Raw genomic sequence first — 25,612 nt, forward strand, 5'->3', positions numbered from 1 at the left:
GTCTCTAAACTAGTTGCGAGGGCGAGTTCCCCGACCCACGGGGGTTGGGGGTGAAGCCCGACACTCGGCCTAGTGTTCTGTCTCCTCGATATACCGTTCAACCACCTCTTCCGATACTGCTCCCGTCGTTCCCACGTAGTATCCGACCTTCCAGAATCCACCTCCCCAGAAGTATGAATCCCGAAGCTCAGGATACCGCTCCAGCAAGTGCTTGCCAGAGTACGACTTGAACTGCCGAGCGATGTCCGACGGACTGTGCTTCGGGTCGCACTGGACGAACAGGTGTACGTGGTCGTCCGCTATCTCCAACGCCAAAATCTCGTGCCCGATGTGGTCGGCAGTCTCACCAAACAACTCACGCACACCGTCCTCCACTACGCCGAGAACCGAGTGTCGGTACTTCGGACACCACACGAAGTGATACTTGCAGGAACTAACCGAATGTGCGTGACTGCGGCACTCCTCCATCCCGAATCCCCACCTTTATGACCAATCGGAATAACCGTCAAAGTATGGGTGAAGAAGCCACGAAAACCATTCAGACGCGCCTTCACATGGCGTCTGGTGAGCGGTCGTGGCTTCACGACGCCCGCCTCACATCACGCGAGATATTCAACGACACCATCCGTCTCAAGGAACAGGGATACACTCGCACCGAGATACAGCGGGAGGTTGACCGCGACGACTTCTTGCGGAACAACAAGTGCGCGGTCGTCGGCAAAGCTCTCCAAACGTGGGACTCCTACCAGTCACTCAAAGACTGGTGGGAGAACCAAGATGACCCTGATGGCGGCAAGCCGACTCCGCCGAGTACCGACAAAACTGGTGCGTACCCGCTCGTGATGGCGCACACGGAAGGCTACCGCCTCACCGTGGACGACGACACGAACCGCGTCCAGTTCCGCATCAGCCCGAAACCCTACAAGAAGGTGAAAGGCCACCTGCACGGTGAACCGGACGCAATGGATAAACTTCGAGACGCCATCACGTCGGACGAGGTGGATGTTGGGCAGGCAGAACTCCTGTACCGCGATGGCGTGTACTACCTACACGTCACGGTCACACGCGAGTTCAACGTGCCCGAACCCGACACAGCTGACACCGTGGTCGGCGTGGACATCAACGAGCGCAACGTCGCTCTCACCGCTCTTGACCGCGAGACGATGCGGACGAAGGGCACACTTGTCCTTGACTACGGACGAGTGAAGCAGGAACGCCAACGCTACCACACCATCACCACTCGCTGTCAAGAACACGGTAAGACGAGCATCCACAAGAAACTCGGTGACAAGGAAGAGCGATTCACCGAATGGGTGTTGCATCGACTCTCCCGTGCTGTCGTGGAATTCGCGGAGCAGTTCTCGAACTCGGTTATCGTGTTTGAGGATATGAGCGGTATCCGCGATGAAATGCAGTACGGGTCGTATATGAACCGCCGGTTGCACAAGCTTCCGTTCCACAAGTTCGAGACCTTTGTCTCGTACAAGGCGATGTGGCGGGAGATTCCCACCGACACGGTGGACGCGTACTACAATTCAAAGACGTGTTCGTGCTGTGGCGAACGTGGGTATCGACAGGGACGGCGGTTCCGATGTACGAACGACGAGTGTGACGCGGTGCAAGACCACGCTGACCGGAATGCGTCTGTGAACATCGCGTGGCGCGAGAAGGCGAAACTCGACGGAAACACGACGAATTACCGGACTCACAAAACCCAGCCGCAGGTGCGGTCGGTGCGTCTGTCCGGGTCGGGGCGCATAAGCCGCCCACCCTCATCCCGTTCCCTCGCGGAACAGGGAGTGCTAGCGCACGGCTGAGGAAATTAGAAAAGCCTCGGGCCACCGCGCCCGAGGCTGTTTACGACAGCCGACCAGCTAAGAGCGAGGCGCACTCAGATACGTAGTTCTGAGCTCCTATAGCTCCCCCTCCGCGAGGTATAGACTCCGGTTGACGATGAGGTTGGCAATCCTATTGCTGTCCATGATCTCGGTCTCTGCCTCGTCTGGATCCGTCCCCTCGGGATACCGTTTCACTTTAAACGAATCCAGAGCGTTCCGATTTTCCGTGACCGGCTCGATTACCTCGATCAGCTCATCGTCGACCTTGTTGTGGAGAGTGGTACCACTTTCGAAACCGACTACGGGAACATCGTCTGGCCAGTCCCACTGGAAGTTTCGAACGTACTGGTCGAACTGCCAGACCAACTGTTCGATAGCGCTCTCCTCGGTGACAGTGTTTTCAGTCGATTGTTCGAGATTGCGGTCCCAGTAGTCGATAGTACACTTCTTCAGATCGGCCTGAAGATTATCTTCGACGAGTTTCTCTTCGATCGGATATCCGATTTCGATCGCGATGATCGCGTGCTGGTCGAGATGATTGAGACACCGTTGGCATTCCATCTCGAAGATAGAGATGTCTACCGGGTTTTCGAGGGAGAGGTGAGCGAGTTCCTTCCCACAGTTCGGACACCAGAGAAAGAGAACGTCGTTCTCCGCACTGGACATCTCGTTGAGGACGGTGAGCTCGTCGAAGGCTTTGTCTTCGGGCGGCTGCTGTTTCGTGTTTGACGTGCTTTCCTCCGTCTCGATACCTTTCCCCGCGAATTTGGCCAGTTGTCGGTCTTTCAATAGCGCCTTAATGACCGAGTCGTGGGATGAGTGAGATTCCTCCTCGAGGATCTCTTCGATCTGTTCTTTCGTCCAATCCCGAACCCGGATAGTTGCCATAGTGTGTGAACTCTGTATGTGCCTCAATAACTTTTGCCATAATTACACCATGTTGGCTGAGAGAATATAAAGAGAACCGAAACAACGTCGGCAGTATTGACATCAGGAAATGGTACTCGATTGCTGTACGTGGGTAGGACGATCTATCGGCTACTCTACCCTGACAACTAAATCCAGAGCGCGCTAAGAACGACTGTTAGTGCGCAGCAACGGCCGTTGCACGCTGCTGTGTTTACTCCGAATTGTTGAGGTCGATTCGTCGCCGCACTTCCCTCGGGGAGACGCTGATCTGATCGGCTCCGAGACGCTGTGTGACGAGATCGATCAGGGCGGTCTCTTTGAGGAGTCGGCGGGCGTGATCCTGATCGACACCCAGTTGGGTTTTGGCCTCGTAGACCGTGTTCGACTCGTTGACGATAGTCGTGAGTTCGCTGACGGTCAGACCCTTGGGAATCCCTAACCCATCGGCAATGAGCGAGTCGTCACTGCCGCTACTGTTCGTCTCGGCGAGGAGTTCAGCGACGGACGTATCGTCGACCTCAGATGGGGGCGCATCGCCGTTGCCGCTTTCGGGAGGATCGTTGTGGCTGTTTTCGCTCGCACCGCCCTCACTACTGCCAGTTACGGTCTCTGAATTACCAGTTCCGGCGATCGCTGGTTGTTCGTCTGTCACGGTTACTGACACGCCTGTCTCAACCGAGTTCTCTGGCTGATCAGCATCGACCGTCGTGATGGTTTCGTCCGCGCTTGTCTCCGAAACACTCGTGTCCGACCCATCGGAGACGTTTTTCCCCGCTACTTTTCCTCCTGACGGGTTACGATCATGCTGATCGGGGGTCGTGTGTTTGGATACCTGTCTGGTAGCGTCGGGGTCGTGGATGTCGTATTCGACCATGTATCGCCGAACCGTCTCCGAGGTGACGTCGACATCCAGCGCCTCGGTCATTTTTGGGAAGGTATCGTACTCGTCGTAAACGGCCTGTAACATCTCAGGGTCCTTGTACGCCGGAACACTGGTCGAACTACCCGTTTCCGAGGAGGTCCCAACACTGGTCGGTAAGGAACTGTGGCCGTTCTGTAACTCTTCGACTGATAGCGATACTGAGAGATCGATGTTCACATGTTGGTCCTCGAGATCGACATTCTCACCCCGTATCGAAACACCGTCGTGTAAATCGACGTCAGCGAAGACGGGTACTCCGACGGTCAGTTTTGCGGTTATCTCGTCCCCTTCGCCGATCATCTGCTCGCCGATTTCGACGTTCTTGACCTCGGTATCGGCCGTCTCTAGATGTTCGAGTACCGCAGTTAGTTCGCCAAATGCGTCACTAACTCCCATGTGCCAATATTCCACATGTCCCTATTACTGCGTTCATGTATCGGGAAATATTACCGGAACATCTGCGATTCCAGTACGGGGTGGGTCGAGAGACAAGAGGATAGCAGTACGAAATAGATGGAAACGCTTCACGGTGATTCACGGCAACGAGTCCACCGTTGAGGTCAGTCGGGCGAGGTGGTCGTTCGAACTGATCGTCTCCTGAACCGATTCCGCCACCCACGGTCGATCAGGACGTTGTGGCCCATCAATGGCCGTCTCTTCATCGAGATAGCGCTCATAGACTGGGAGTCGTTCGACCACATCCTTTTCTGCGCCATCGGCAAGCTCTTCGAGTCGCTGTAGCTCCGGCCATGCGTAATCCGGATTAATGTGGTCCGCCGTAATCGGAGACACACCGCCGAAATCACCGATACCACAGTCGAGGAGTTCATCGACCGGGAAGAGGTTCGGGGGTACCTGCAGTTCGATAGTATCCGGCAACCCGTACCTCGCCATCGCTGTCACACGACGCATGGTCTCGACGGATGGTGACTCGAATTCGGACCGCTCGTTCGGGACGACGTTCTGTACGATCACTTCCTGAATGTGACCGTATCGCTCGTGAAGTGCTTTGATCGCGAGAATACTCTCTGCCCGGTCGCGCCACGACTCGCCGAGGCCGACGAGAATACCCGTCGTGAACGGGACGGCGAGCTCGCCAGCGGCCCGAATCGTCCGGAGGCGCTGTTCCGGCGTCTTCCGCCGTTTCCCCGCGTGAGCATCGACAGTCGCAGTCGTCTCTAACATAACGCCCATGCTCGCGTTGACCGATGAGAGATACTCCATCTCCTCGTAGGTGAGGTCTCCGGGATTACTGTGCGGGAGGATGCCTTCCTCCAACGCGACTTCGCAAGCGCGGTGGAGATACTCGTGGATGGATCCGTACCCCCACTCCTCGAGTTGGCGGTGGATCCCGGTGTACCGATCATCCGGCTTATCACCGAACGTAAACAGTGCTTCCGTGCAGCCCGCCTCAACGCCCTGACGAAGTATGGCCCGAATCTCGTCCATAGACAGTACCGACGCCTCGCCCGGGGGATCGAAGAACGTGCAGTACGTACAGGTATACCGACATGCCGTCGTCACAGGCAGAAACACGTTTTTCGCAACGGTCAGCGTTTTCGGCGTGGTGACGTCGTCCGGGGAAACCGTGAGGAGATCATCTATCTCGCTCTCGCTAATACAGATTGCATCTCCACCGAATCGCAGTCTCGATCCCGAGGGGTCGTTCTCAGTATCCATCGTCCCTCGTGTCACTTCGATCCGACAAAACAGTTGTGACGGAACAAACTGCACGAGCTCGGTAGAAGAAAGCTCTACTCAGTCAGTGGTGGCCTGCCTGTTCGTCGCCACGGACCAATCGCTGGGATCGATTTCGCGGCCCTCGAACGCCGTGTACTCCGGATAAGCGGTGAACACCAGGTATTCTGTCCGCTCGTGTAGATAGTCGATCAGCGTGTGCAGGTTGTCGTCTGCTAGCCCGCCGAGACCGTCGACGAGCAGGAGCGGCACCGCCTCGTCGACGTCGAACGATTCGTAGCCTGCGAGTGCCGCGACGAAGCCGATCAGTTCGAGCTCTCCCTCACTGAGTGCATCTAGACTAGCTTCTCGACCCTCGCGAGCAACGACGAGATCGAAGTCGGACGTGAGACGGGCGGTCTCGAACCCCGTTCCGAACCGGGAGAGGATCTCGTCCATCGCCTCGTCGAACGCCTCTCGAGCACGGTGTTTGATCCTGTCTTTGCGGTTCCGGAGCTCTTCGATCTCGGTCCGGATGTCCGCGCTCTCAGCTTCGAGCGTCTCGACCTGTTCGGCCCGAGTTTCGAGTTGAGATAACTCCTCTTTGACGTCTTTCAGTTCCGCTTCTCGGTACTTAATTTCGCTTTCGACGTCGGAGATCGCTTCGACGGTTTCGTCGACGACATCTGAGAGTTCTTCGACCCGTCGCTGAGCGTTCTGGTATCGGTCCTCGGCCTCGTCGAGGCTCTGACGTCGATCTGCAAGCGTGTCCTCCAATTCGGCTATTTCGCTCTCCAGATCTCGTTTTCGACGCTTCGCTTGGTCGATCTCTTCGCGCCGGGCCTCGAGTTCCTGGACTCGATCGTGATACTGCTCGGTCTGTGCCCGGAAGTCAGTGATTTTGTCGCCGAGTTGGTCGAGTTGTTCCTCCATCTCCTCGCGCGGTGCCTCGTTCCCACACGTCCAACAAACCACGTTGTCCTGAGTCAATTCGCGTTCGACTTCCGTCAGGAGATCGAGGCGATCCTCCTTCAAGACCATCTCGTTCGCCGAGTATATCGATTGTAGTACTTCGGAGTCGCGTTTGATTTGCTGCAGTCGATCCCGTGCGGTCGCAAGTTTATCCTCGATCTCGTCGTCCTCCGGAATCTCGAGGGACTGCAGTTCAGACCGCCGCTGCCGGAGACGTTCTTCAGTTCGTTCGATGGTCCGTTCTAATCTGTCGATCCGGTTTTCAGCCTGATTTCGTTCCGTCTGTGCGGTGCTCAACTGTTGCCGTGGTGATGCGCCGTCGTCGCCCTCTTCGTCTGTTTCACCGTCAGAGTCGCTGCCGGTGATTTCGTTGCGCTTCTCACGTAACTCCGCTATCTCCTTTTCGAGCTGTGTGACCTGTTCCTGTACGCCGGGCAGGCGCTTTTTCGCTTCTCTCGCCTGCGAGAGCTCGGATCGTATCTGTTCGCGCTCGCGTTTCAGATCGGCGATTTGCTCGTCGATGTTCTGAAAGTCGAGCGGACGCATGAGAACGTCCTCCAAGTTCTCGCCCTGACGAACCGCGCTGCGGACCTCGTTCCGTTCGTCGAGGCAGGCAAACAGTTCCGTCCGAATGACGTCGTATTCGTTCTCGAGATACGGAGAGCCACTCCGCCGGACGGACCCGTTCTCGCGGACGAGAGTCACCGTGATATCGCGTTCGGGCGTCTGTAGCTGAACCCGACCCCTGTCTTTGTTCTCGGTGAGCTCTTTCGACGTTCCGAGCGCAGTCTTGATAGCCTCGATGAAACTCGATTTCCCCTGCCAGTTCGATCCTCTGACAGCGTTTAGACCGGGCTCGATAGTCGTTCTTCCGTCCAGTATTCCAGCGATGTTTTCGATTTCGATGTTCCAAGTCATGATCACGGAGAGGTGGCATGCGTTTGGTCGTGCTTCTGGCAGACATAGCCCTGCCTCAAGGCTACTTCGAACGGGACACGAGTCGGGCAGGATTGGCAACTGAGGTTGATTTGCACCTCGACGTCCGCCGATTCGACTCCGTCGATCTGTCCTTTCGTTTCCAGGGACGATAGCGCTCGTTCGGCTTTCTCTCTGACGACCTCACGAGCCATCTCGATGCTCTCGCGTTCCCACTCAGTCTCCGCAGTTTGTGAGGCTTTGTTCCCTCCGAGGCACTCCTTGAGATGGTTTCGCATCGTCCCATACGACACCATGGCATCACGGACCTCTTCGGCGTCGATCCCGTCTGACAGAAGGCTCTCGACCATCTCCTCGCGGACGAGATCGTTGTCGCTGCGTAACGCCTCGTAATCGCTCTCGATGCGAGCGCCCAGCGACTCACGGCCGTGTTCATCGTACACCTGTTTGAGGAGGCGTTTGTTGAACCACTTCGTGAGCGATCGGTACCCCATCGGCGTACGGTCATCGGCTCCTTTCCACCGAGCGAGAAGTCCGTCGTCGATCGATTCGTACCCCGGATCCGCCGCTTCCAAACCGTATCGTTCTACGGCTGCATCCACCTTGCAACCGGAATCAGTTGGCATCACCCATTCTTACTCGCCCGTCGGTAATAAATCTTGACCAAGCGTACATGTTCCGTACTCCCCTTCGCTTAGTCGTTTAAGTCGTAGGACTGGTTTAACAAGCTTAGTCTGTTAAAGAGTGTAGCGAAAGGCGAATCGCATGTTTAACAAACTTAGTCTGTTAAACACTACTTGCACGGCTGTCGTTCGCCGACAGTGGTGGGATAGAACGCTGCACGAGAATCGATGTTGCCAGTTCAGAGTCGGTCCCAGAGCTCGGCGCTCGCCTCACCGACGGAGTCAAGATCGTCGTCGTCGACACCGCGGACGCCCTGATCCGGGCTGTACGCGGTTCTTCCGTCGATGATAGTCCGTGTCACGTCGGCCCTGCTCGCAGCACTGACGACGTAGTAGGGCGCACTCTCGGGAAGCACGGGGTTCGGACCGAGATCGAGCGTGACGAAGTCGCCGCGTTTCCCGACTTCGATGCTGCCGATCCGGTCTTCCATTCCGAGGACTCCCGCGCTACCGATAGTCGCCCACTCGAGCGCTTTCGCCATGTCGAAACCACTCGGGTCGTTCTGTTTCAGTTTGTGAATGCCGACGGCCGACCGCATCGTTTCGAACATGTCGGGATCCCAGCCGTCGTCTCCGATGCCGATCGTCATGTCGAGTTCTTCCATCGTCTCGACGTCGGCGATGCCGACCGCATTGTTGATGTTCGAGTACGGATTGTGCGCGACTTTCACGTCGTTTTCGGCGAGGATCTCGAGTTCGCGTTCCGTGGAGTGAACGCAGTGGGCGGCGATGACGTCCGCCTCGAAGAATCCCATCGAGTCGAGTGCGGGAACGGGTCGCTCGCCGTACTCCTTGATCGACTCGTGGACGTCGACCAGTCCTTCCTCCAGGTGGATCTGGATCGGCCGGTCGTCCCGGACCGCACGGTCGACGCACTCGTCGACGACGTCCTCCGTGTTCGTAAACAGAGTGTGGAGGCAGTAGTGCCCGGTGATATCGTCGTACTCGTCTTCTGCCTCCTGAATGTACCGCTGGTTCTCGTCGATCCCCTCGAGGGCTTCCGCTTCGGAGTTCCGTGCGGTCGTCTCGAACGAAATCATGCTGCGGATCGGCGTCTGGGAGACGCCGTCGGCGACGGCGTCGAGCGCGCCGGGAAGCGTGTTCGGCCCGGAGTAGTTGTCACAGAACGCCGTCACGCCGCTCTCGACCATCTCGGCAGCCGAGCCGAGGGCGGAGAATCGGGCGTCACGCATCGTGAACGCTTCGTCGACTTCCCACCAGATGTCGACGAGCGCTTCGTAGAAACTCTCCGGGGACGCGGTCAGCGGGGCGCCGCGAATCGGAAGCGCGTACATGTGCGTGTGGCAGTTCACGAGGCCGGGAATAACGACCTCGTCGCGAGCGTCGATCGTCTCTTCGGCGGACTCGTATCCGTCGGCGATGTCGACGATTTCGCCGTCCTCGACGACGACGTGCACCTCTTCTCTGACCTCGCGCTCATCGTTCATGGTGATGAGCGTACCTGCGTTCAGTATCACACCATGACAGATACTGTCGTTCTACAAAAAGGCACCCCTGGTCGACTCCATCGACGTTTCACAGATCCCGCCACATCGGTGCCACAGACGTGGTCGCCGCGTGGCTGCGTTAGCCGAGAAGTTACGCTTCGGAATATGACATATAAATGATGGTATCGCCAACTGTTTTGGTCGTTCGCGATACGATTTCGTTCATGACTGATCGACTCATCGAAGACGCGCGTATCGTCAGTGCGACCGGCGTTCGGGAGGGATCTATCGCCATCGCCGACGGCCAGATACGGGCAGTCGGCCCGGACGTCGCGAGCGAACACGGCGACGCGACCGACGTGATCGACGCCGCGGGAAAGATCGCCCTTCCGGGCGTCGTGGATATCCACAACCATCTGCACGATCCGGACCTGTTTCCGGCGGGTATCGACTTCGCGTCACAGACGGCGAGTGCCGCGGCCGGCGGGGTGACGACCGTCGTCGAACTCCCGACGCAGAGCCCGATCACATCGCCGGACGCGTTCCGAAAGAAGAGAGACGAATGTGCCGAGCTCGCACACATCGACTTCGGACTGGTCGCGGGGAACGTCGAGGAGGCGGACATCGACGTCGAGGGGATCATGGCGGAGGGGACGCGCGATTTCAAGACGTTCACTGCCGAGCCGTACCTCGCATCCGACGAGACGATCGTGTCCCTGATGGAAGCCGTCGGAAACGCCGGCGGGAAAGTCCGCGTTCACTGCGAAACGCAGGGTATCCTCGACCACGCTCGAGCGTCGATAGACGAAAGCACGCCGGACGTGTATATGGAGTCCCGCCCGCTCGAAGCGGAACTCGACGCCATCAATCGAATGGGGTGGTTCGCCGAGTACGCCGAGTGTCCTCTGCACGTCGTCCACGTCTCCAGCGGAAGCGGGGCACGCGAAGGCGGCCGATTCAAATCTCGGTCGAACGTGCCGGTGACCCTCGAGACCTGTCCGCATTACCTCGCGTTCTCGACGGAAGACGTCGACGAGAAGGGACCGTTCCTGAAGGTCAACCCCAGCCTCAAATCGCCCGCGGAGGTCGATCGGCTCTGGGACGCCGTCCGCGACGGAACGATCGATCTCATCGCCAGCGAACACTTCCCGACCTATCGGGAGGACCGGGAGCGCGGCTGGGAGAACATCTGGGAGCCGTACGCCGGACTGCCCAGCATCGAAACGATGCTCGAGTTCCTCGTCAGCGCCGGCGTTCACGAGGACCGACTCTCCTGGACTCGGCTTCACGAACTCGTCTGTTCACGGCCGGCACGCGAGGCCGGAATCTACCCGCGGAAGGGATCGCTCCAAGAAGGGACCGACGCGGACATCGTACTCGTTCGCGAAGACCAGTTTACGGTTTCAGCCGACAACCTGCAGTACGTCGGCGGCTGGACGCCGTACGAGGGTCGCGAGTGGAGCGCACGTGTCGACACAGTAATCGCGAACGGCGACGTTATCGCCAGCGACCACGAGGTCCGGTCTTCGCCCGGCCGGGGTGAGTTCATCTCACGGCCGTAACTCGCTCCCAAAACGGGCGCAAATGTCGATACATGCCGAATCCGAAAGGAGAGAAGTATGGCAGCAGCGAATCGATGTGACGTGGTTCGGTATATCAGTCTGCGCTGGTCTGGGCCGGTGCCTGCAGGTCCTGTTTGTCGTCGAGATGGCTGAGCAGCGTCTCGTGGACCGGTCCGTTCGACCCGACGAGCTCGTTCCGTTCCTCGTGGGCGGCGACCGGCTCGTACCGGTCACCGTTTGCGTTCGTGAGCGTGGCGCCTGCCTCACGGGCAATAACTACCCCAGCGGCGACGTCCCACGGATACGTGTCGAACTCCCACAACGCGTCGGCGCTCCCGGCCGCCAGGAAGCAGAGGTTCAGTGCGGCTGAACCGATACTTCGAACGCCGCGGGTCTCCTGGTAGCAGTGGGAGAGAAACGCTCCGTTCGGATCGTATCCGGAGAGGAGCATACACTCGTCCAGCGACGTTCGATCGGTCGTCGAAATCGGAAGGCCGTCTAGCGTCGCGCCTTCTCCTTCGATCGCGGAGAACATTTCGTCAGTTTCCGGCGCGTAGACGACGCCCATTACGGGTTCCTCGTCCTCCAGAAGCGCGATGGAGATCGAGTAGTTCGGGTTTCCATGTGCGAAGTTCCCCGTGCCGTCGAGCGGATCGATCAGCCAGGTGTACTCGCTCGTCCCGACTTGCTCGTCGCTCTCCTCCGACCGGATTCCGTGGGTGGGGAACTCGTTCTCGATGACAGTCGTGATGATGTTGTCCGCCTTGTAGTCGGCCTCGGTGACGATGTCCGATTTATCGGACTTGTACTCGACGGACTCCGTCTGTCCGTGGAGCTCTCTGAGCGCCTCACCGGCCGCTTTCGAAGCGTCCTCCGCGACCTGCTTGGCCCGGCGGACGATGTCTTCCGCTTCGGTGTTCGAGACCGCCCGGTCGGTATCACCTTGATCGTGTCTGCCTTCACGGACGCTCCAGCCGAGTTTCTCGGAGATGGACGTGAAGAAGTCATCGTCGTAACTCGTGTTAACCACGAGTGCCGACGTATCGGCTCCACTGATAGTGATCGTATCGCCCTCCTCGAGACCGGTCTGTGCGCGTCCACCGTCCACGAGGAGGTTTGCGGGCCCCTCTGAGACGACTTCGATGGTCGTGTTAGCATCGACGATGAGCGGACGGGTACCCATCCGATGGGTGTGCAGCGGCACGATCTGTAACGACGAGTTGTTCATCGGGTAGTGGACGGGGCCGCCAGCCGACAGTGAGACGCCGGTCGAACCGGTCGGCGTCGATACTGCGAGTCCGCTCCCCTCGTACTCACCGACGAACTCGCCGTCCGCGAACACCTCCAGCTCGGTGATCTTCCTGTCGACGGGGTTCTCCGGCGGCTCGTGTTCGATCATGACGTCGTTGATACCGGTGCAGTCGACTCCGTTGCCCTCGACGTGTAACTGCTGGCGACGGTCGACCGTCGCACCGCCTCGAACGGTTTCGTCGAGGGCGTCCGTGAGGTCGTCCGGGGAGATGCTCGCGAGGAACGCGAGGGTCCCGGCGTTGATCCCGAGGATCGGGATCTGCCTCGGGCTGAACTGGCGGACGCCCTCGAGATACGTCCCGTCACCGCCGAGAGTGACACCCAAGTACTCTCGTTCCGGGGTGTACACCTCGTCGATGTCGTCACCCACCTCGACCGCGTGGACGGGTATCTCGTGATCGTCCGCCCACGCTTCGAGCGTCGCTAGTTCCTCCTCACTATCCGGACTGACGAGCGCGATGATCTCCTCTATTGTCGCTAAGCGTCTTCCGTACATGGTTGTAACTCGCTGCTAGCTCTCCGTGCGCTATCATCGGCAATCGAGCCGACGGTAGTGGACTATGCTAGCGTCCACCGAATCATCGATCGATTATCGTATAAAAGCACTGTCGCCACGACGAGTGTGGCATGAGTGTGCCGCCAGTGTGGCTCTCCGTTCGCTGTGTGGCGGACGACGCAGTAGACGTAACGGATAGGATCGCGACGAGGAGTTACTCGACGAGCGGCGTTCCGTCCGCGGCAGGTCCGAGACGGGGGCCGATCGGGTCCGACTCGACGTCGATGCGACGGCGCTGCTCGTAGTCCGAGGAGCGTTCGACCGGCGGCCGTCCGATAGCCGCGAGCATGTCGCAGTACTCCTCGAACGAACGGAACTCGCCGTAACTGCCACCGGCGCGCTTGGTGATCTCTTCGGAGAGGATCGTCCCCATAAAGTCGTTCGCCCCGCAGTTGAGCATCTTCAACCCCTGGGCATCGCCGTATTTCACCCACGACGATTGGATGTTCTCGATGTTGTCGAGAAACAGGCGCGAGACGGCGATCATGAGTTCGTCCTCGTCGGTGCTGGCACCCGACTCGACGACGCCGTGTTCGGCGAGCGGGGTCCGTTCGTGTACGAACGACAGCGGCACGAATTCGGTGATGTTCCCCGTCCTGTCCTGCAGGTCCCGAACGACGTCGAGATGTTGGATGCGATGCATCTCGTTTTCGACGTGGCCGTACATGATCGTGGCCGTCATCGGCAGACCGACGGTGGCGGCCGCTTCCATCGCTGCGATCCACTCGTCGGTTCCGATCTTCCCGGGGCAGATCACCTCACGAACTTCGTCCACGAGAATCTCTGCAGCAGTCCCGGGGACGGAGTCGAGGCCGGCATCGCGGAGACGACGGTACACCTCCTCGTAGGACCAGTCGGTGCCCCGACGGGCGTGATAGGCTTCCTCCGGCGTCATCGAGTGGACGTGGACGCCGTCGACGCTCATCGCCTCCATCTGCTCGCAGTACGTCCCGGGGTCGTCAGTGTACGCGGCGGGGGGCTTGTAATTGAGATCGTTTCGCTCGCACGCTTCCAGTCGTTCCGCGTGTTCCTCGTCGAGAGCGAGTGCCGGATGCAGCCCGCTTACGGAACAGACCTCGTAGATACCGCGCTCGACGGCGTCCCGGACGATCTCGCGCGACTCCCCAGGCGTCTTCGTAAATCCTCCGTGGTCCCCGGTATGGTCCGTTTCGAATTTACTGGCGGTGTCCTTGAAGTTACAGAACTGACACCCCGTGTTACACGCCGTCGTCACGTTGTTATTGAGGTTGGCGACGAACGTCACCTCCTCGCCGACCATCTCTGCGCGCCGGTAATCGGCGATTCGAAGCAATTTTTCCTTGCGCTCGAAGTCGATTCCGCGACTCTCAGTCCCCGTCGTGAGCAGTTCGACGCCGTCGTCGACGCTCAGTCGCTCCCCGGAGCGGGCCTTTTCGAGCGCGTTCTCGAACGATTGCGCCGTGTCGGGTCGGTGGTTGTATTCAACTCGACCGGCAGGTCCAGTGACCGCCGCTCGAAACGCGTCAGACATGGCCCGAAGACGTGCGGCCGTGACGATAAGTATGTCCCTGACCGACGGAGCCACAGATATGACAGTGTCTTTGTGATGCATTTGGTGACGGTGTGTCATCGTGCAAAACGAGCGCGCTCCGCGTCGGAGAGAACGAGGCGCTCTCCTGTTGACGTCCGGTTCGCGGATTGTGCGGTGTTTTTTAGTAGTAGTCTTGCTTGCTATACCGTATGGCAATGGACCATGTCACTACGTTAGAGTGTACGATTTGCGAGAGGGAGTACGATCCCGACCAGATTATTTACACCTGTCCGGAACACGAGGGCGTCAAAGGCATTCTCGAGGTCAAGTACGATTACGACGTCATCGACGACAACTTCGACGCCGACCTCGACGGAAATATTCAGAGCCAGTGGAAGTACGAAGCGTTCCTCCCGGTCGACGACGATGCAGAGGTCGTGACCCTCAACGAAGGCGGGACAGACCTATTCGACGCTCCGAACCTGAGCGAGGTGCTCGGTGTCGAGACGCTCGTCAAGGACGACGGGCGCAATCCGACCGGCTGTTTCAAGGACCGCGCCAGTTCCATCGCGGTGACGAAGGCCAAACACGCCGGCCGTGACATCATCACGTGTGCGTCGACGGGGAACGCGGCCGCTTCGCTGTCCGGGTACGCGGCGCGTGGCGGTCTGGACTGTCGCATTTTCGTTCCCGGGGCCGCACCCGCCGGCAAACTCGCTCAACCGCTCGTGTACGGTGCCGACGTCCTCGCCGTCAACGGATCCTACGACGAAGCGTACGACCTGAGTGTCGAGGTCACGGACGAGTACGGCTGGTACAACCGCAATGCGGCGATCAACCCCTTCCAGGTGGAAGGGAAACGAACCGTCGGTCACGAACTAGCAGAACAGTCGGTGGTCCGTGGAGAGGTCCCCGACTGGGTGGTCTTTTCGATGGGCGACGGCTGTACGATCGCCGGCGCCTGGAAGGGCTTCAAGGAGTTTTACGACCTCGGCTACGTCGACGACTACCCGAAGATGCTCGGCGTGCAGGCGGAAGGCGCCTCGGCGATCCATGATGCGTTCCAGGGCCACGAGGACATCGACGATATTGCAGATACGATCGCCGACAGCATCGCCGTCGGTCGGCCGCGTAACACGATCAAGGCCTGCCGCGCTCCCCAGGAGAGCGGCGGAGACACCGTGTTGGTCTCCGACGAGGACATTCTCGAGGCCGAGAAGCTCCTCGGGAGCACGGAAGGTATCTACGCCGAGCCCGCAGGGGCGACGCCGGTTGCCGGCGTTCAGGAGGCGCTGGAGCAGGGCATCATCGAGCGAGACGAGACCGTCGTCGTCGTTTCGACCGGGTTTGGCCTGAAGGATACCGAGAGCGCGAAGAAAGCGACTGGCGACGTCAACCGAATCGAACCCGAACTCTCCGAAGTGGAAGCGCTGTTCGGGGACGCTGAGGTCGCCACAGCCGACGACTGATCGTCGCCGCATCGCTGCCGAACGTTCTTCTCGACCCAAGAAGCGACTTACGAACAGGAGAAACGATCACTCCTACCGAGGCAGTCAATCCCGTCGCTCGCCCGATATACGAACGAGTGATTGCCGCGTCGCTACAGGTAGCCGTCGGCGAATTCGTCGATCATCAGTTCGCGGTCGTCTCCGAGCGGGTAGAGGATCGGACACTGACAGCCGCTCTCAGCGTATTCGCGGACCTTCTCCCGACACTGTTCGGGAGTCCCGCTGGCAGTAAGCTTGTGGACGACGTCGTCCGGAATGAGCTCCATTCCCTGCTTGATGTCTTCCTTGTCCGCCGGCCAGCCGCCGATCGCGTCGCCGACCTCGTCGATGAGGTCCTGACTGACGCCGCTCGCCTTCATGATGTGGGGCTGCTGACCCAGGTACTGGGTAATGAGTTCGCGAGCGTTGTCGAGCGCTTTGTCGACGTCGTGGTCCATCGAACAGACGATCAGTTGCGGTCGGTCGATATCCTCGAGCGATCGGCCGCCGCGCTCCGCGCCGGTCGCGAGCGCGTCGAGTGCCTTCTCGTTGTACTCGGGACTGACGAGATAGTTCATCAGGGCGCCGTCGGCGAAGTGACCGGTCAACTCGAGCATTTTGAATCCGGTACCGCCGACGTAGACCGGTACCGTCCGCGGTCCGGAGTCGCCGTGGACGACGTCGAGTTCCACGTCGCGCATTTGAACGAACTCGCCGTCGTAGGTAACGTTCTCCATGGCCAGGAGGTCCTGCGTGACCTCGACGCATTCCCGCATCGCGCGGAGAGCACCGCTGCGGTCGATACCGACCTTCTCCGCCAGCGGGTCCCACCAGGCGCCGATCCCACACTGGATGCGATTGGGCCCGGCGAGCTCCTCCAGCGTACTCATCGACTGGGCGATGAGCGCGGTGTTGCGCGTCCAGTTGTTGATGACGCCCGTCCCGAGCTTGATCTGGTCTGTGACGGCGGCGTACGCGCCGAGCGGCGTGATACCGTCGCGTGCGAGTCGAGACTCCGCCTGCCAGATCTCGTCGATTCCCTGCTCCTCCGCGTACTGAACGAGCTCGAGATTTTCCTGTAACGAATGTTTGTCCTGCAGGTAGATACCAACACGGTCGCCTCTATCGAACACCTGTTTGCTACTGCTCATTGGAATCCCGTTGTGAAGTAACCCGACATCTATTAAATAAGTATGGGTGAGAAACCCAGCCAATGATGGACAAACGACTACAGATCTGTGTGGGTCGATTGCGAAAGTGGACCCGATCAGTGTGTTTCCGTGTCGGTCACGCGCCACAGCACAAACCGTCTGTCACGTCTCGTTGGACGACCGATCGAACGCTGGTCGATCGGAGCCGCCCCACTCGTCGGTCGAGCGGAGAATCTCACCGTTGCGAACGCCAGTCGTCGTTCCGTCCTCGACTGCCATCGCTCCGCCGACGAGAATGTACTCGAAGCCGTCTGTGAGCTGGAACGGGTTCTCGTAGGTGGCGTTCTCCGACACGGCGTCGAGATCGAAGGTGACGAGGTCTGCGACGTACCCCTCCTTGACGTACCCCCGATCGTCGAGTCCGAGGATGTCGGCGGGGTGGCCGGCCGCCTTGCGCACCATGAGCGGCAGGGACAGTACATCGCGCTCACGCACGTATCGCTCGAGGATGCGGCCGAACGTCCCGATGGCTCTCGGATGGGGTTTTCCGCCGAAGATCCCGTCCGTACAGAACGTTCCGCGGCCGTCCGCGAGGAACCGCTCGATGTCTTCCTCCGACATGACGAAGTCCGCCATCGTCACGTCCAACTGCTCCTCGACGAGGAGCTCACACATCGCGTCGACCGGGTCGAGGTTTCGCTCGGTCGCGATCTCCTCGATCGTGTTCCCCTGATAATCGCCGCTCGCGGTCCGCGTGATGAGGATGTTGTCCCAGGTGCCCGCCGCACGAGCCAGGTTTTCCCACTCCCCGGGCGACGAGATGTCCTCGGCGATGCGCTCTCTGACATCCGCCCGTCGCAGCCGTTCGAGGATGTCCGCCGTTTCGCCCTGTCGTGCCCACGGCGGTAACAGCGCGGTGAGCATCGTCGAGCCCGCCGTGTAGGGGTACTGATCGAACGAGACCCGCTGTCCCGCGTCGATCGCGTCGTCGAACAGATCGAGGACGTCCGCGGAGTTCCCCCAGTTCTGTCGGCCGCCCACTTTCAGGTGTGAGACGTGCGCGTGACAGCCGCCGCGCCGACAGAGTTCGAGATAGCGGTCGATCGATTCGACGACCCGGTCCGTCTCGTTCCATACGTGAGAGATCATAAACGAGTCCCGGGCCGCGAGCGTCTCGGCGAGCGCCTCGAGTTCCGGGTCACGCCCGTAGGAACTCGGCGGGTAGATCATTCCCGTAGATAGTCCGAACGCGCCCTCGTCGATAGCCTGCTCGAGCCTCTCCTGCAGCTCGGCCACTTCTCCGTCCGCGAGTTTGCGGTCCTCGAAGCCGGCGATGTGAGAGCGAAGGTTCCCGTGTGGGGCGTAGTGGGCAGCGTTGACGGCCGGCGACGCCTCCTCGAGTTCGTCGAGGTATTCGGAGACGGAACTCCAGGGCCACCGCCTGTCGATCGTACCGTCCAGCGACTGGATGCGCTTCTCCCACTCGGTCTTCATGTCTTCGGGCACGGGCGCGACGCTGACCCCGTCCTGGCCGAGCACTTCTGTCGTGATACCCTGCGTGAGCTTCTCCTCGGCAGTAGGCTTGGAAATCAGCCGTAGCTCCGAGTGGGCGTGCATGTCCACGAATCCGGGGGCGAGATACGATCCGTCGAGGTCGATCTGCCGGTCGCCGCCGACCGGCTCGTCGCCGATTCGTTCGATCCGACCGTCGTCAACAAGAACGTGTGCGCGGAAGGCCGGCCCGCCGGTGCCATCGAGAACGCGTGCGTTTCGAAACTCTACGGACCCCGTGCTAACAGACGACATGTATCGACTCTCGTGGATGGGCCGTTTGATTCTTTCGGTGAATCGCGCCGCGTATGGCAGCGCTCGGCCACCCACCGCGGTGGACCTCTCCGGAATGGTGAACTACCCCACCCTACTCGCTCACGGCTAACACCGGTCGTTCCTTGAGGGTGGGGCTTCCCGTGTCAACGACGGCACTTGCAGGAACCACGTCTCCAGACGAGCTAGAGCGCGACCCCGCAGAGGTTCCAGTCTCAGCAGGCGTTCCGCTCACTGCGTTGCTCCTTGAGGACGGGGACTTAGCTTGCAAAAGTTAAAGTCCGCCCCGCTGGTGCGTTCCCACATGGCCGAAGTGAGTATCGACGAGCAGCGATTCCGCCGACGGTTCGACGAGTTCAGCGAGATCGGGGCGACCGAAAACGGCGGGGTGAACCGCCCGAGTTTGTCCGACGAGAACAAAGAGGCTCGAGACACCATCGTCGAATGGTTTCGCGACGCCGATCTGACGGTCCGTATCGACGAGATGGGGAACATCTTCGGACGCCGATCCGGGGCGAACCCGGACGCCGACCCGGTCATGTTCGGTTCCCACATCGATAGCCAGTACAACGGTGGCCGATACGACGGTGTGATCGGCGTCCTCGGCGGCCTCGAAGTCGTCGAGTCCCTCAACGACGCCGACGAGACGACGACCCGTCCGCTCGAGGTCGTCGCGTGGAGTAACGAAGAGGGCGTCCGGTTCCAGCCGGACATGCTCGGCAGCGGCGTCTTCTGTGACATTTTCGACCTCGAGTACGCGTACGAGCGCGAGGACAAGGACGGGAAGACGTTCGGTGACGAACTCGAACGGATCGGTTACAAAGGCGACGAGCCCTGCGAGCCCCACGACATCCACTGCTACTTCGAGATGCACGTCGAGCAGGGACCGTTCCTCGAGCAGGAGGGCCTCCCCGTCGCGGCCGTCGAAGGCGTGTTCGGCTTCTCCTGGATGAACGTCACCTTCGAGGGGCAGGCGAACCACGCCGGCCCGACGCCGATGGACATGCGCCACGACGCCTTCGTCGCGACGGCCGACGTGACCGACAGCGTCCGGCGGATCACGGCGACCGAAGGCACCGACCTCGTCGGTACCGTCGGCAGCGTCGACGTCTGGCCGAATGCGATCAACGTGATTCCCGAGAAAGTCGAGTTCACGATCGACTTCCGGTCGTACGACGACGAGGCCGTCGACGCAGCGGTCGAACAGATCCAGCGTGAAATCGCTCACGCGGCCGAACGAGAGGGCCTCGAGTACGAGTTCGAGGAGATCATGCGCGTCGACGCCGACCCCTTCGACCAGAGCTGTATCGACACGGTCGTCGACGCCGCCGAAACGGTCGGCTGTGACTACACTCGCCTCGTCAGCGGTGCCGGCCACGATGCCAACTACCTCAACAAGATCACGCCGACGAGCATGATCTTCGTCCCGAGCGTCGACGGCATCAGCCACCGCGAGAACGAGTACACGGAGTGGGACGACATCGTGATCGGGACCGAAGTGCTCCTCGAGGCAGTCCGGTCGAAGGCGTCAGCGTAAGCGATTCCAACTGGAGGCGTTCGCGTAGCCGATGTCCGCGACGGCCTCGTGCTGGTTCCGTTCGGCGTCGTTGCGACCACCGGCTGCCGAGTTCACACCATCCGAGCGCGAAGTCGCGATGCGAGCGCGTCGGTCATCACCACGAGCGCGAACACCGCGGCGATCGCCGTAGCGAGCTTCTGATACTGTAACCGCTGAATTGAGATAACGAGGTAGTAACCGACCCCGCCGGCGCCGACGAAACCGAGTATCGTCGCCGAGCGGATGGTACATTCCCACCTGTAGAGCGTGTACGATGCCGCCGTCGCCGAGATTTGCGGGACCATACCGTGACAGACGGCCTGGAACCGCGTCGCCCCGCTCGACGCGACCGCTTCGGTCGTCATCGGATCCGTGTCCTCGAGGAAGTCCGCGTACAGTTTACCGAGCACGCCCGTATTGTGAACCCCGAGAGCGAGCGCGCCGGCGAACGGTCCCAGTCCCACGGCGGTGACGAAGAGAAATCCCCAGACGAGGCCGGGGACCGATCGGAGAAAACTCAACAACAGTCTGGCGCCGCGATAGAGGGCGTGTCCGAGCGCGATTCGCGAGGCTGACTCACTGGCGTACAGCGGTCCCTGATGTGTCACGGTCGATGCGCTCGCGAGCGCGAGCGGGATCGCGAAGACGACCGCCAGTGAGGTGCCGACGATACTGATCGCGAGCGTCTCGACGATTGCCCACAGCAATCCACCTCGGAGGGATCGACCGAGCAGGAAATCGCGGCTGATGTCAGGCGGATATCCTTCGGTGACGAGCATCCACATCTGGCCGCGCGCATCCGATGACAGCAGCAGGAACGGATCGACCCCGACGATCCACCCGGCCACTGCGAGGATGACCGTCGCCGCGAATACGCGCGATAGCGATCGTTTCGAGAGAAACGTACGACTACCGCGTGGATCGATCCCAGCGTACCGTCGAGTATCTTCGGTCATGGGTATCGTCTCTGACGCGTGATATCCCGATATCCGGATAGAACGGGGCAGCAGATGCCCTCGATTCAACGATGGATCGCAGTTGATTGTTTCACCGAACGAGTGATCCAGCTCGGGATAGGGTTCGTCCTCGTTCGTCACTCGAACCGAACGCCGATGTCGTGCATACCGTCGTTGTTCATCGCGAGGTTGATCAGAAGCGGCGTCACGCTCTCGACGACGCCGGTGTTCGCGAGCGGGCCGCCGTCGAGCGCTCGGAGGCCGTCGATGTCCTCGGCCAGCGCCGTGACCGTCTGCTTCGCCTCGCTATCGTCACCGGTAACGACGACGTCGGCCTCGAGCTCGTTCTCGAGGTCGCTGAGCGCGCCCGCAGCGAGGTTCTGGAACGCGCTCACGACCGGTACGTCGTCGGGGGCCGCGCGATCGATTACTTCGGCGACGGAGCCCGTTTCGGGCGGATCGTAGTGAAAGCCGCTCGCGTCACGCGACATCTGGACCGCCGGACTGACGAGTACGTCGTCCTCGCCCAGAACGGGCGCGACCGTCTCGACCGTCTGAGGCGCGTATTCGGGCGGAACGCTGACGACGACGACTTCGGCGGAATCGGCGGCCGTCTCGTTGCTATAGCCGGCGATGTCGGGAGTGACGCCGGTCTGTTTCAGTGCCGAGTAGTATTCGTTCGCCTTCTGCTCGGCCTTGTCGGCGTCCCGCGATCCGATGACGACCGAGTGATCGCTGTCCCGCGCCCAGCGCAGCGCGAGTCCCTGACCGATATCACCAGTACCTCCGAGGAGTGCAATCTCCATACAGTGACGATGCAGAGTGACCTTCAAAACTGTATTCGTCACACAGCGCTCAAACAAATCGGAAACAGGGCCTTCACTGCCACATCTCTGTGCCAACAGACGATTCGACGGTTGCCGAACCGGATCTCGGACGGCGTGGGACGCCGCATCCGTTCAACGAGTCTGGCCAGTCGGCTCGCTGGTTCTGGGCCGTCTCGGGCCGGGGTTGAGGCAGTCACCCATAGATATATGTGTTACTGTCTCGCATTCTACAGTCACGACGTGCGTGTGCGAGAGGCACACCTGCATGGAGGGATTTCCGTGGAAATCGAACTAACGATCAACGATGAACCGACGACTGTGACGGTCGAATCGGACGACGACCTGGCGACGGTACTGCGACGGAACGGGTACACGGGCGTGAAGTGTGGCTGCGATAGTGGCGTCTGTGGCGCATCGAAAGTGTTCGTCGACGGCGAAGTGAAGATGGCCTGCGGCGTGAACGCTCAGAGCGCCGACGGTGCAGAGGTCGAGACGATCGAGGCACTCGGGACGCAAGACGACCTCCATCCGATTCAGGAGGCGTTCGTCGACCACTTCGCCGTCCAATGTGGTTTCTGTATTCCCGGCATGATAATCGAGGCCAAATCGCTCCTCGAGACCAATCCCGATCCGACCGAAGCCGAGGTACGCCAGGCCATCGACGACAACCTCTGCCGGTGTACCGGGTATCAGAAGCCCGTCGAGGCGATTCTCGACGCCGCCGACCGAATGCGCGGCGATCGATCGGTCGCGGCTGACGGCGGCTCACGGATTGATTCACGCCGACCCGACGACACTGCTTACGACGGTGATTCCAATGAGTGACGACTCGAACGACCCGCAGACGGACGGTGGCACCGCGTCGAAGCCGACCTCGGAAGAGCCACAGGAGTTCGAAGAACACCCCCTCGAGTGGGACGAACCGGCGAACAACAATAAGGCTCCGGGGGAGCGAAAGAGCGTTTCTCAGCCGGCCGAAAAGTTCGACGATCGAAAGCTCGTCACTGGTCAGGCCAAGTACACAGCGGACTACGAAGAACGGTTCCCGGATCTCGCTCACGCTGCGGTCGTCCGCAGCGAGGTTCCACACGGCCGCGTGACTGCCATCGACACGACCGAGGCCGAGGAAACGGACGGTGTCTACGCCGTTCTCACACCGTGGTCCGACGCCGTGCCGGACGCGAAGTACACGAGCGCCGGTCAGTCATACCCCGAACCGAGCCCGTGGGACATGAACGTGCTCAACGAGCACGTCCGCTACGTCGGCGATCCGATCGCAGCGGTCGCGGCCGAAGACGCGACCACCGCTGCGGCCGCGGCCGAATCCATCGAGGTCGAGTACGAGGAGTACGACCACGTCGTCGACCCCGAGGAGGCGTTCGACGAGGACGCGCCGCAACTGTTCGACGACGACGAGGTCGAGAACAAGATCGTCGGTCACGACTACGACCGCAACCGGATGTCCAACATCGAGGGCGAGATCGGGGACGTCGACGCCGCGCTCGAGCGCGAGGACGTGCACGTCCACGAGACCGAGTGGGAAACGATTCGGCAATCCCACGCGCAGATCGAGAAACACACGTCGCTCGCCTACACCGACGAGGACGACCGGCAAGTGCTCATCACGAGCACGCAGGTCCCGAACCACACTCGCCGCCAGCTGGCACACCTGTTCGATATCCCGATTCGGGACATCAGAGTGAAGAAACCCCGTGTTGGGGGTGGCTTCGGCGGCAAGCAAGCGATGGTCGTCGAACCGATCCCGCTCGCGCTGTCGCTCGCGGCTGACCGTCCCGTCATGTACGAGGCCTCCCGCGACGAGGAGTTCTACGCGATGCGCTCGCGCCATCCGATGAAGGTTCGTGCGCGGACGGCAGTCACCGACGACGGTTCGATCGAAGCGATCGACCTCTACGCGCTCTCGAACACCGGCGCGTACGGGAGTCACGGTATGACGGTCGCCGGGAACGTCGGTAGCAAGCCGATGCCGCTGTACTCGAAGGTACCGAACGCTCGCTTCGAGGCCGACATCGTCCACACGAACACGCCACAGACCGGTGCGATGCGAGGGTACGGCGCCCCCCAGGGGACGCTCGCTCTCGAAGGTCACCTGGACGAGATCGCGCGGGATCTCGATCTCGATCCGATCGAATTCCGTCGGCAACACTATATGGAAGTCGGCGATCTGGACGAGATCGCCGGCATGATGGGCGGCGAGGGCGCGGAGCGGCGTATCCGTTCCTGTGGTCTCGACGAGTGTATCGAGCGCGGCAAGGAAGCCATCGGCTGGGACGATCTCGAGCAACCTTCGGAGCCACACCGCCACCGCGGTATCGGCATGGCCCTGTCGGCACAGGGGACCGGCGTCGCCGGTGACGAACTCGGCGCCGCACAGATCATGATGAACGAGGACGGCTCGTTCCACCTGCAGGTCGGCGGCGTGGACATCGGCACGGGCGCGGATACAGCGTTTATCCAGATCGCCGCCGAGGTGCTCGGTTGTGACGAAGACGACATCATCGTCAAATCCTCGGACACCGATAACACGCCGTTCGACTACGGCGCGTACGCCTCCTCGACGACCTACATCAGCGGGATGGCGGTGAAGAAGGCCGCCGAGGACGCCAAAGAGCGAATCCTCGAGTGGGCGTCGCGAATGCTCGACGAACCCGCGGAGAACCTGGCGACGCGCGACGGCGAGGTGTACAGCGAGGAGACCGGTGAGACGGTGACGCTCGAGGACGTCGGCTACGAGTCGGTGTACGGTCACGACGACCGGGAGCACATCCTCGGCAAGGGGACCCACTCCACCGAGGAGAGTCCGCCGCCGTTTGCCGCGCAGTTCGTCGACGTCACCGTCGACGAGGAGACCGGCGAGTTCGAAGTCAACCAGCTCGTCGTCGCCGTCGACTGCGGCGTCGCGATCAACCCCGGAATGGCGGAGGGGCAGGTCGAGGGTGCCAACCACATGAGCTTCGAGATGGCCGTGAGCGAGGGTGTCACCGTCGACGAGCAGGGCCGCGCGGTAGTCTCGGATTTCGACGAGTACGGGCTTCCGTCGGCAACGGAGACGCCGCCGATCGAGAGCATTCTCGTCGAGACCCACGAGCCGACGGGACCGTTCGGCGCGAAATCGGTCGCGGAGGTGCCGACCAACACGGTGCCGCCGGCGCTCAGTAACGCGATTCGGGAGGCCGTCGGCGTCCGCATCAACGAGATGCCCGTTACTGCCGAGAAAATCAAGGCGGCGCTCGACGAGAAATAGAGCGTTCGTTTTCGCTTCGATTTCGTCCGTCGAACTGTCCCCGTGATCGTCCTGCGGTGGTTCGCGTGACTTCAGTGCCTCGCTCGAACTCCGTCAGGTCGGTTCAATCGTCGCTCGGTATACCATCTCGGGTTTTCGCTTCAGGAGTAACGTAGTGGTGTGTCCCGTTCGCATGGAAAATGTGGCGGTGTTTGCCCGCTGTGGGAGGATCGGTCCCATT

19 protein-coding genes are annotated in these 25,612 nt (G+C 60.6%); 6 read left to right on the forward strand and 13 right to left on the reverse strand.

Annotated features, from left to right (window positions below; genetic code table 11):
* Positions 1–69 precede the first annotated feature (69 nt).
* Positions 70–468, reverse strand: coding sequence for an IS200/IS605 family transposase (gene tnpA, locus NDO75_RS20115; protein ID WP_310908390.1), 399 nt, complete (start codon positions 466–468; stop codon positions 70–72).
* A gap of 44 nt (positions 469–512) precedes the next feature.
* Here tnpA and NDO75_RS20120 point away from each other — a divergent pair, with 44 nt between their 5' ends.
* Positions 513–1,817 carry a transposase gene (locus NDO75_RS20120; protein ID WP_310908391.1) on the forward strand — a complete coding sequence of 435 codons (1,305 nt, stop codon included), beginning with the start codon at positions 513–515 and terminating at the stop codon, positions 1,815–1,817.
* Between the two features lie 96 nt (positions 1,818–1,913).
* On the opposite strand, the gene NDO75_RS20125 is transcribed toward NDO75_RS20120, so the two are convergent.
* From NDO75_RS20125 to NDO75_RS20150, 6 genes are all read right to left on the reverse strand, one after another.
* Positions 1,914–2,726 (reverse strand): hypothetical protein, encoded by an 813-nt coding sequence (locus NDO75_RS20125; RefSeq protein ID WP_310908392.1) that lies wholly within the window; start codon positions 2,724–2,726, stop codon positions 1,914–1,916.
* A 232-nt stretch (positions 2,727–2,958) separates the two neighbouring features.
* Positions 2,959–4,065, reverse strand: coding sequence for a hypothetical protein (locus NDO75_RS20130; protein WP_310908393.1), 1,107 nt, complete (start codon positions 4,063–4,065; stop codon positions 2,959–2,961).
* Between the two features lie 138 nt (positions 4,066–4,203).
* Positions 4,204–5,349, reverse strand: coding sequence for a 7,8-didemethyl-8-hydroxy-5-deazariboflavin synthase subunit CofG (gene cofG / locus NDO75_RS20135; protein ID WP_310908394.1), 1,146 nt, complete (start codon positions 5,347–5,349; stop codon positions 4,204–4,206).
* Between the two features lie 78 nt (positions 5,350–5,427).
* On the reverse strand, positions 5,428–7,236 hold the full coding sequence (locus tag NDO75_RS20140; protein WP_310908395.1) for an archaea-specific SMC-related protein: 1,809 nt from the start codon (positions 7,234–7,236) through the stop codon (positions 5,428–5,430).
* A gap of 2 nt (positions 7,237–7,238) precedes the next feature.
* Positions 7,239–7,880, reverse strand: a complete 642-nt coding sequence (rdfA, locus tag NDO75_RS20145; protein WP_310908396.1) for a rod-determining factor RdfA — start codon at positions 7,878–7,880, stop codon at positions 7,239–7,241.
* A gap of 236 nt (positions 7,881–8,116) precedes the next feature.
* Entirely contained in the window at positions 8,117–9,415 is a 1,299-nt protein-coding gene (locus NDO75_RS20150) for an amidohydrolase family protein (RefSeq protein WP_310908397.1), read from the reverse strand.
* A 194-nt stretch (positions 9,416–9,609) separates the two neighbouring features.
* Between NDO75_RS20150 and NDO75_RS20155 the strand changes: the two genes are divergently transcribed.
* Positions 9,610–10,947: an amidohydrolase family protein gene (locus NDO75_RS20155; RefSeq protein WP_310908398.1), complete on the forward strand. Its 1,338-nt coding sequence runs from the start codon at positions 9,610–9,612 to the stop codon at positions 10,945–10,947.
* A gap of 94 nt (positions 10,948–11,041) precedes the next feature.
* On the opposite strand, the gene NDO75_RS20160 is transcribed toward NDO75_RS20155, so the two are convergent.
* On the reverse strand, positions 11,042–12,754 hold the full coding sequence (locus NDO75_RS20160; protein ID WP_310908399.1) for an inositol monophosphatase family protein: 1,713 nt from the start codon (positions 12,752–12,754) through the stop codon (positions 11,042–11,044).
* A 214-nt stretch (positions 12,755–12,968) separates the two neighbouring features.
* Entirely contained in the window at positions 12,969–14,324 is a 1,356-nt protein-coding gene (cofH, locus tag NDO75_RS20165; RefSeq protein WP_310908400.1) for a 7,8-didemethyl-8-hydroxy-5-deazariboflavin synthase subunit CofH, read from the reverse strand.
* A gap of 209 nt (positions 14,325–14,533) precedes the next feature.
* Between cofH and thrC the strand changes: the two genes are divergently transcribed.
* On the forward strand, positions 14,534–15,793 hold the full coding sequence (gene thrC / locus NDO75_RS20170) for a threonine synthase (RefSeq protein WP_310908401.1): 1,260 nt from the start codon (positions 14,534–14,536) through the stop codon (positions 15,791–15,793).
* Positions 15,794–15,924: 131 nt separating this feature from the next.
* Here thrC and NDO75_RS20175 read toward each other — a convergent pair whose 3' ends face one another.
* Positions 15,925–16,962: an LLM class flavin-dependent oxidoreductase gene (locus NDO75_RS20175; protein ID WP_310908402.1), complete on the reverse strand. Its 1,038-nt coding sequence runs from the start codon at positions 16,960–16,962 to the stop codon at positions 15,925–15,927.
* A 162-nt stretch (positions 16,963–17,124) separates the two neighbouring features.
* A complete protein-coding gene (locus NDO75_RS20180; protein WP_310908403.1) occupies positions 17,125–18,768 on the reverse strand; it encodes a D-aminoacylase in 1,644 nt (547 codons plus the stop codon).
* 322 nt (positions 18,769–19,090) lie between these two features.
* Between NDO75_RS20180 and NDO75_RS20185 the strand changes: the two genes are divergently transcribed.
* Positions 19,091–20,323: a Zn-dependent hydrolase gene (locus NDO75_RS20185; RefSeq protein ID WP_310908404.1), complete on the forward strand. Its 1,233-nt coding sequence runs from the start codon at positions 19,091–19,093 to the stop codon at positions 20,321–20,323.
* Between the two features lie 92 nt (positions 20,324–20,415).
* Here the strand turns inward: NDO75_RS20185 and phnE are convergent, their stop codons facing one another.
* Together phnE and npdG are read right to left on the reverse strand one after the other, a co-directional pair.
* The gene (phnE, locus tag NDO75_RS20190; RefSeq protein ID WP_310908405.1) at positions 20,416–21,300 is read right to left on the reverse strand and encodes a phosphonate ABC transporter, permease protein PhnE; all 885 of its coding nucleotides are present in this window, start codon (positions 21,298–21,300) and stop codon (positions 20,416–20,418) included.
* A 137-nt stretch (positions 21,301–21,437) separates the two neighbouring features.
* On the reverse strand, positions 21,438–22,106 hold the full coding sequence (gene npdG, locus NDO75_RS20195; protein WP_310908406.1) for an NADPH-dependent F420 reductase: 669 nt from the start codon (positions 22,104–22,106) through the stop codon (positions 21,438–21,440).
* Between the two features lie 300 nt (positions 22,107–22,406).
* On the opposite strand from npdG, the gene NDO75_RS20200 reads away from it, so the two are divergent.
* Complete coding sequence (locus NDO75_RS20200) at positions 22,407–22,952, forward strand: 2Fe-2S iron-sulfur cluster-binding protein (protein WP_310908407.1); 546 nt, start codon at positions 22,407–22,409, stop codon at positions 22,950–22,952.
* Positions 22,945–25,392, forward strand: a complete 2,448-nt coding sequence (locus NDO75_RS20205; protein ID WP_310908408.1) for a molybdopterin cofactor-binding domain-containing protein — start codon at positions 22,945–22,947, stop codon at positions 25,390–25,392. Before NDO75_RS20200 ends, NDO75_RS20205 begins: the two co-directional genes overlap by 8 nt.
* Positions 25,393–25,612: the final 220 nt, after the last annotated feature.

It is taken from the genome of Natrinema sp. 1APR25-10V2, assembly GCF_031626495.1.
In the GTDB taxonomy this organism is placed as follows: Archaea; Halobacteriota; Halobacteria; order Halobacteriales; family Natrialbaceae; genus Natrinema.

What these genes read in the sequence shown, in the direction of transcription:
- tnpA (WP_310908390.1), bottom strand. Translation starts at nt 468, where the DNA reads ATGGAGGAGTGCCGCAGTCACGCACATTCGGTTAGTTCCTGCAAGTAT.
- NDO75_RS20120 (WP_310908391.1), top strand. Translation starts at nt 513, where the DNA reads ATGGGTGAAGAAGCCACGAAAACCATTCAGACGCGCCTTCACATGGCG.
- NDO75_RS20125 (WP_310908392.1), bottom strand. Translation starts at nt 2,726, where the DNA reads ATGGCAACTATCCGGGTTCGGGATTGGACGAAAGAACAGATCGAAGAG.
- NDO75_RS20130 (WP_310908393.1), bottom strand. Translation starts at nt 4,065, where the DNA reads ATGGGAGTTAGTGACGCATTTGGCGAACTAACTGCGGTACTCGAACAT.
- cofG (WP_310908394.1), bottom strand. Translation starts at nt 5,349, where the DNA reads ATGGATACTGAGAACGACCCCTCGGGATCGAGACTGCGATTCGGTGGA.
- NDO75_RS20140 (WP_310908395.1), bottom strand. Translation starts at nt 7,236, where the DNA reads ATGACTTGGAACATCGAAATCGAAAACATCGCTGGAATACTGGACGGA.
- rdfA (WP_310908396.1), bottom strand. Translation starts at nt 7,880, where the DNA reads ATGCCAACTGATTCCGGTTGCAAGGTGGATGCAGCCGTAGAACGATAC.
- NDO75_RS20155 (WP_310908398.1), top strand. Translation starts at nt 9,610, where the DNA reads ATGACTGATCGACTCATCGAAGACGCGCGTATCGTCAGTGCGACCGGC.
- NDO75_RS20160 (WP_310908399.1), bottom strand. Translation starts at nt 12,754, where the DNA reads ATGTACGGAAGACGCTTAGCGACAATAGAGGAGATCATCGCGCTCGTC.
- cofH (WP_310908400.1), bottom strand. Translation starts at nt 14,324, where the DNA reads ATGTCTGACGCGTTTCGAGCGGCGGTCACTGGACCTGCCGGTCGAGTT.
- thrC (WP_310908401.1), top strand. Translation starts at nt 14,534, where the DNA reads ATGGCAATGGACCATGTCACTACGTTAGAGTGTACGATTTGCGAGAGG.
- NDO75_RS20175 (WP_310908402.1), bottom strand. Translation starts at nt 16,962, where the DNA reads ATGAGCAGTAGCAAACAGGTGTTCGATAGAGGCGACCGTGTTGGTATC.
- NDO75_RS20180 (WP_310908403.1), bottom strand. Translation starts at nt 18,768, where the DNA reads ATGTCGTCTGTTAGCACGGGGTCCGTAGAGTTTCGAAACGCACGCGTT.
- NDO75_RS20185 (WP_310908404.1), top strand. Translation starts at nt 19,091, where the DNA reads ATGGCCGAAGTGAGTATCGACGAGCAGCGATTCCGCCGACGGTTCGAC.
- phnE (WP_310908405.1), bottom strand. Translation starts at nt 21,300, where the DNA reads ATGACCGAAGATACTCGACGGTACGCTGGGATCGATCCACGCGGTAGT.
- npdG (WP_310908406.1), bottom strand. Translation starts at nt 22,106, where the DNA reads ATGGAGATTGCACTCCTCGGAGGTACTGGTGATATCGGTCAGGGACTC.
- NDO75_RS20205 (WP_310908408.1), top strand. Translation starts at nt 22,945, where the DNA reads ATGAGTGACGACTCGAACGACCCGCAGACGGACGGTGGCACCGCGTCG.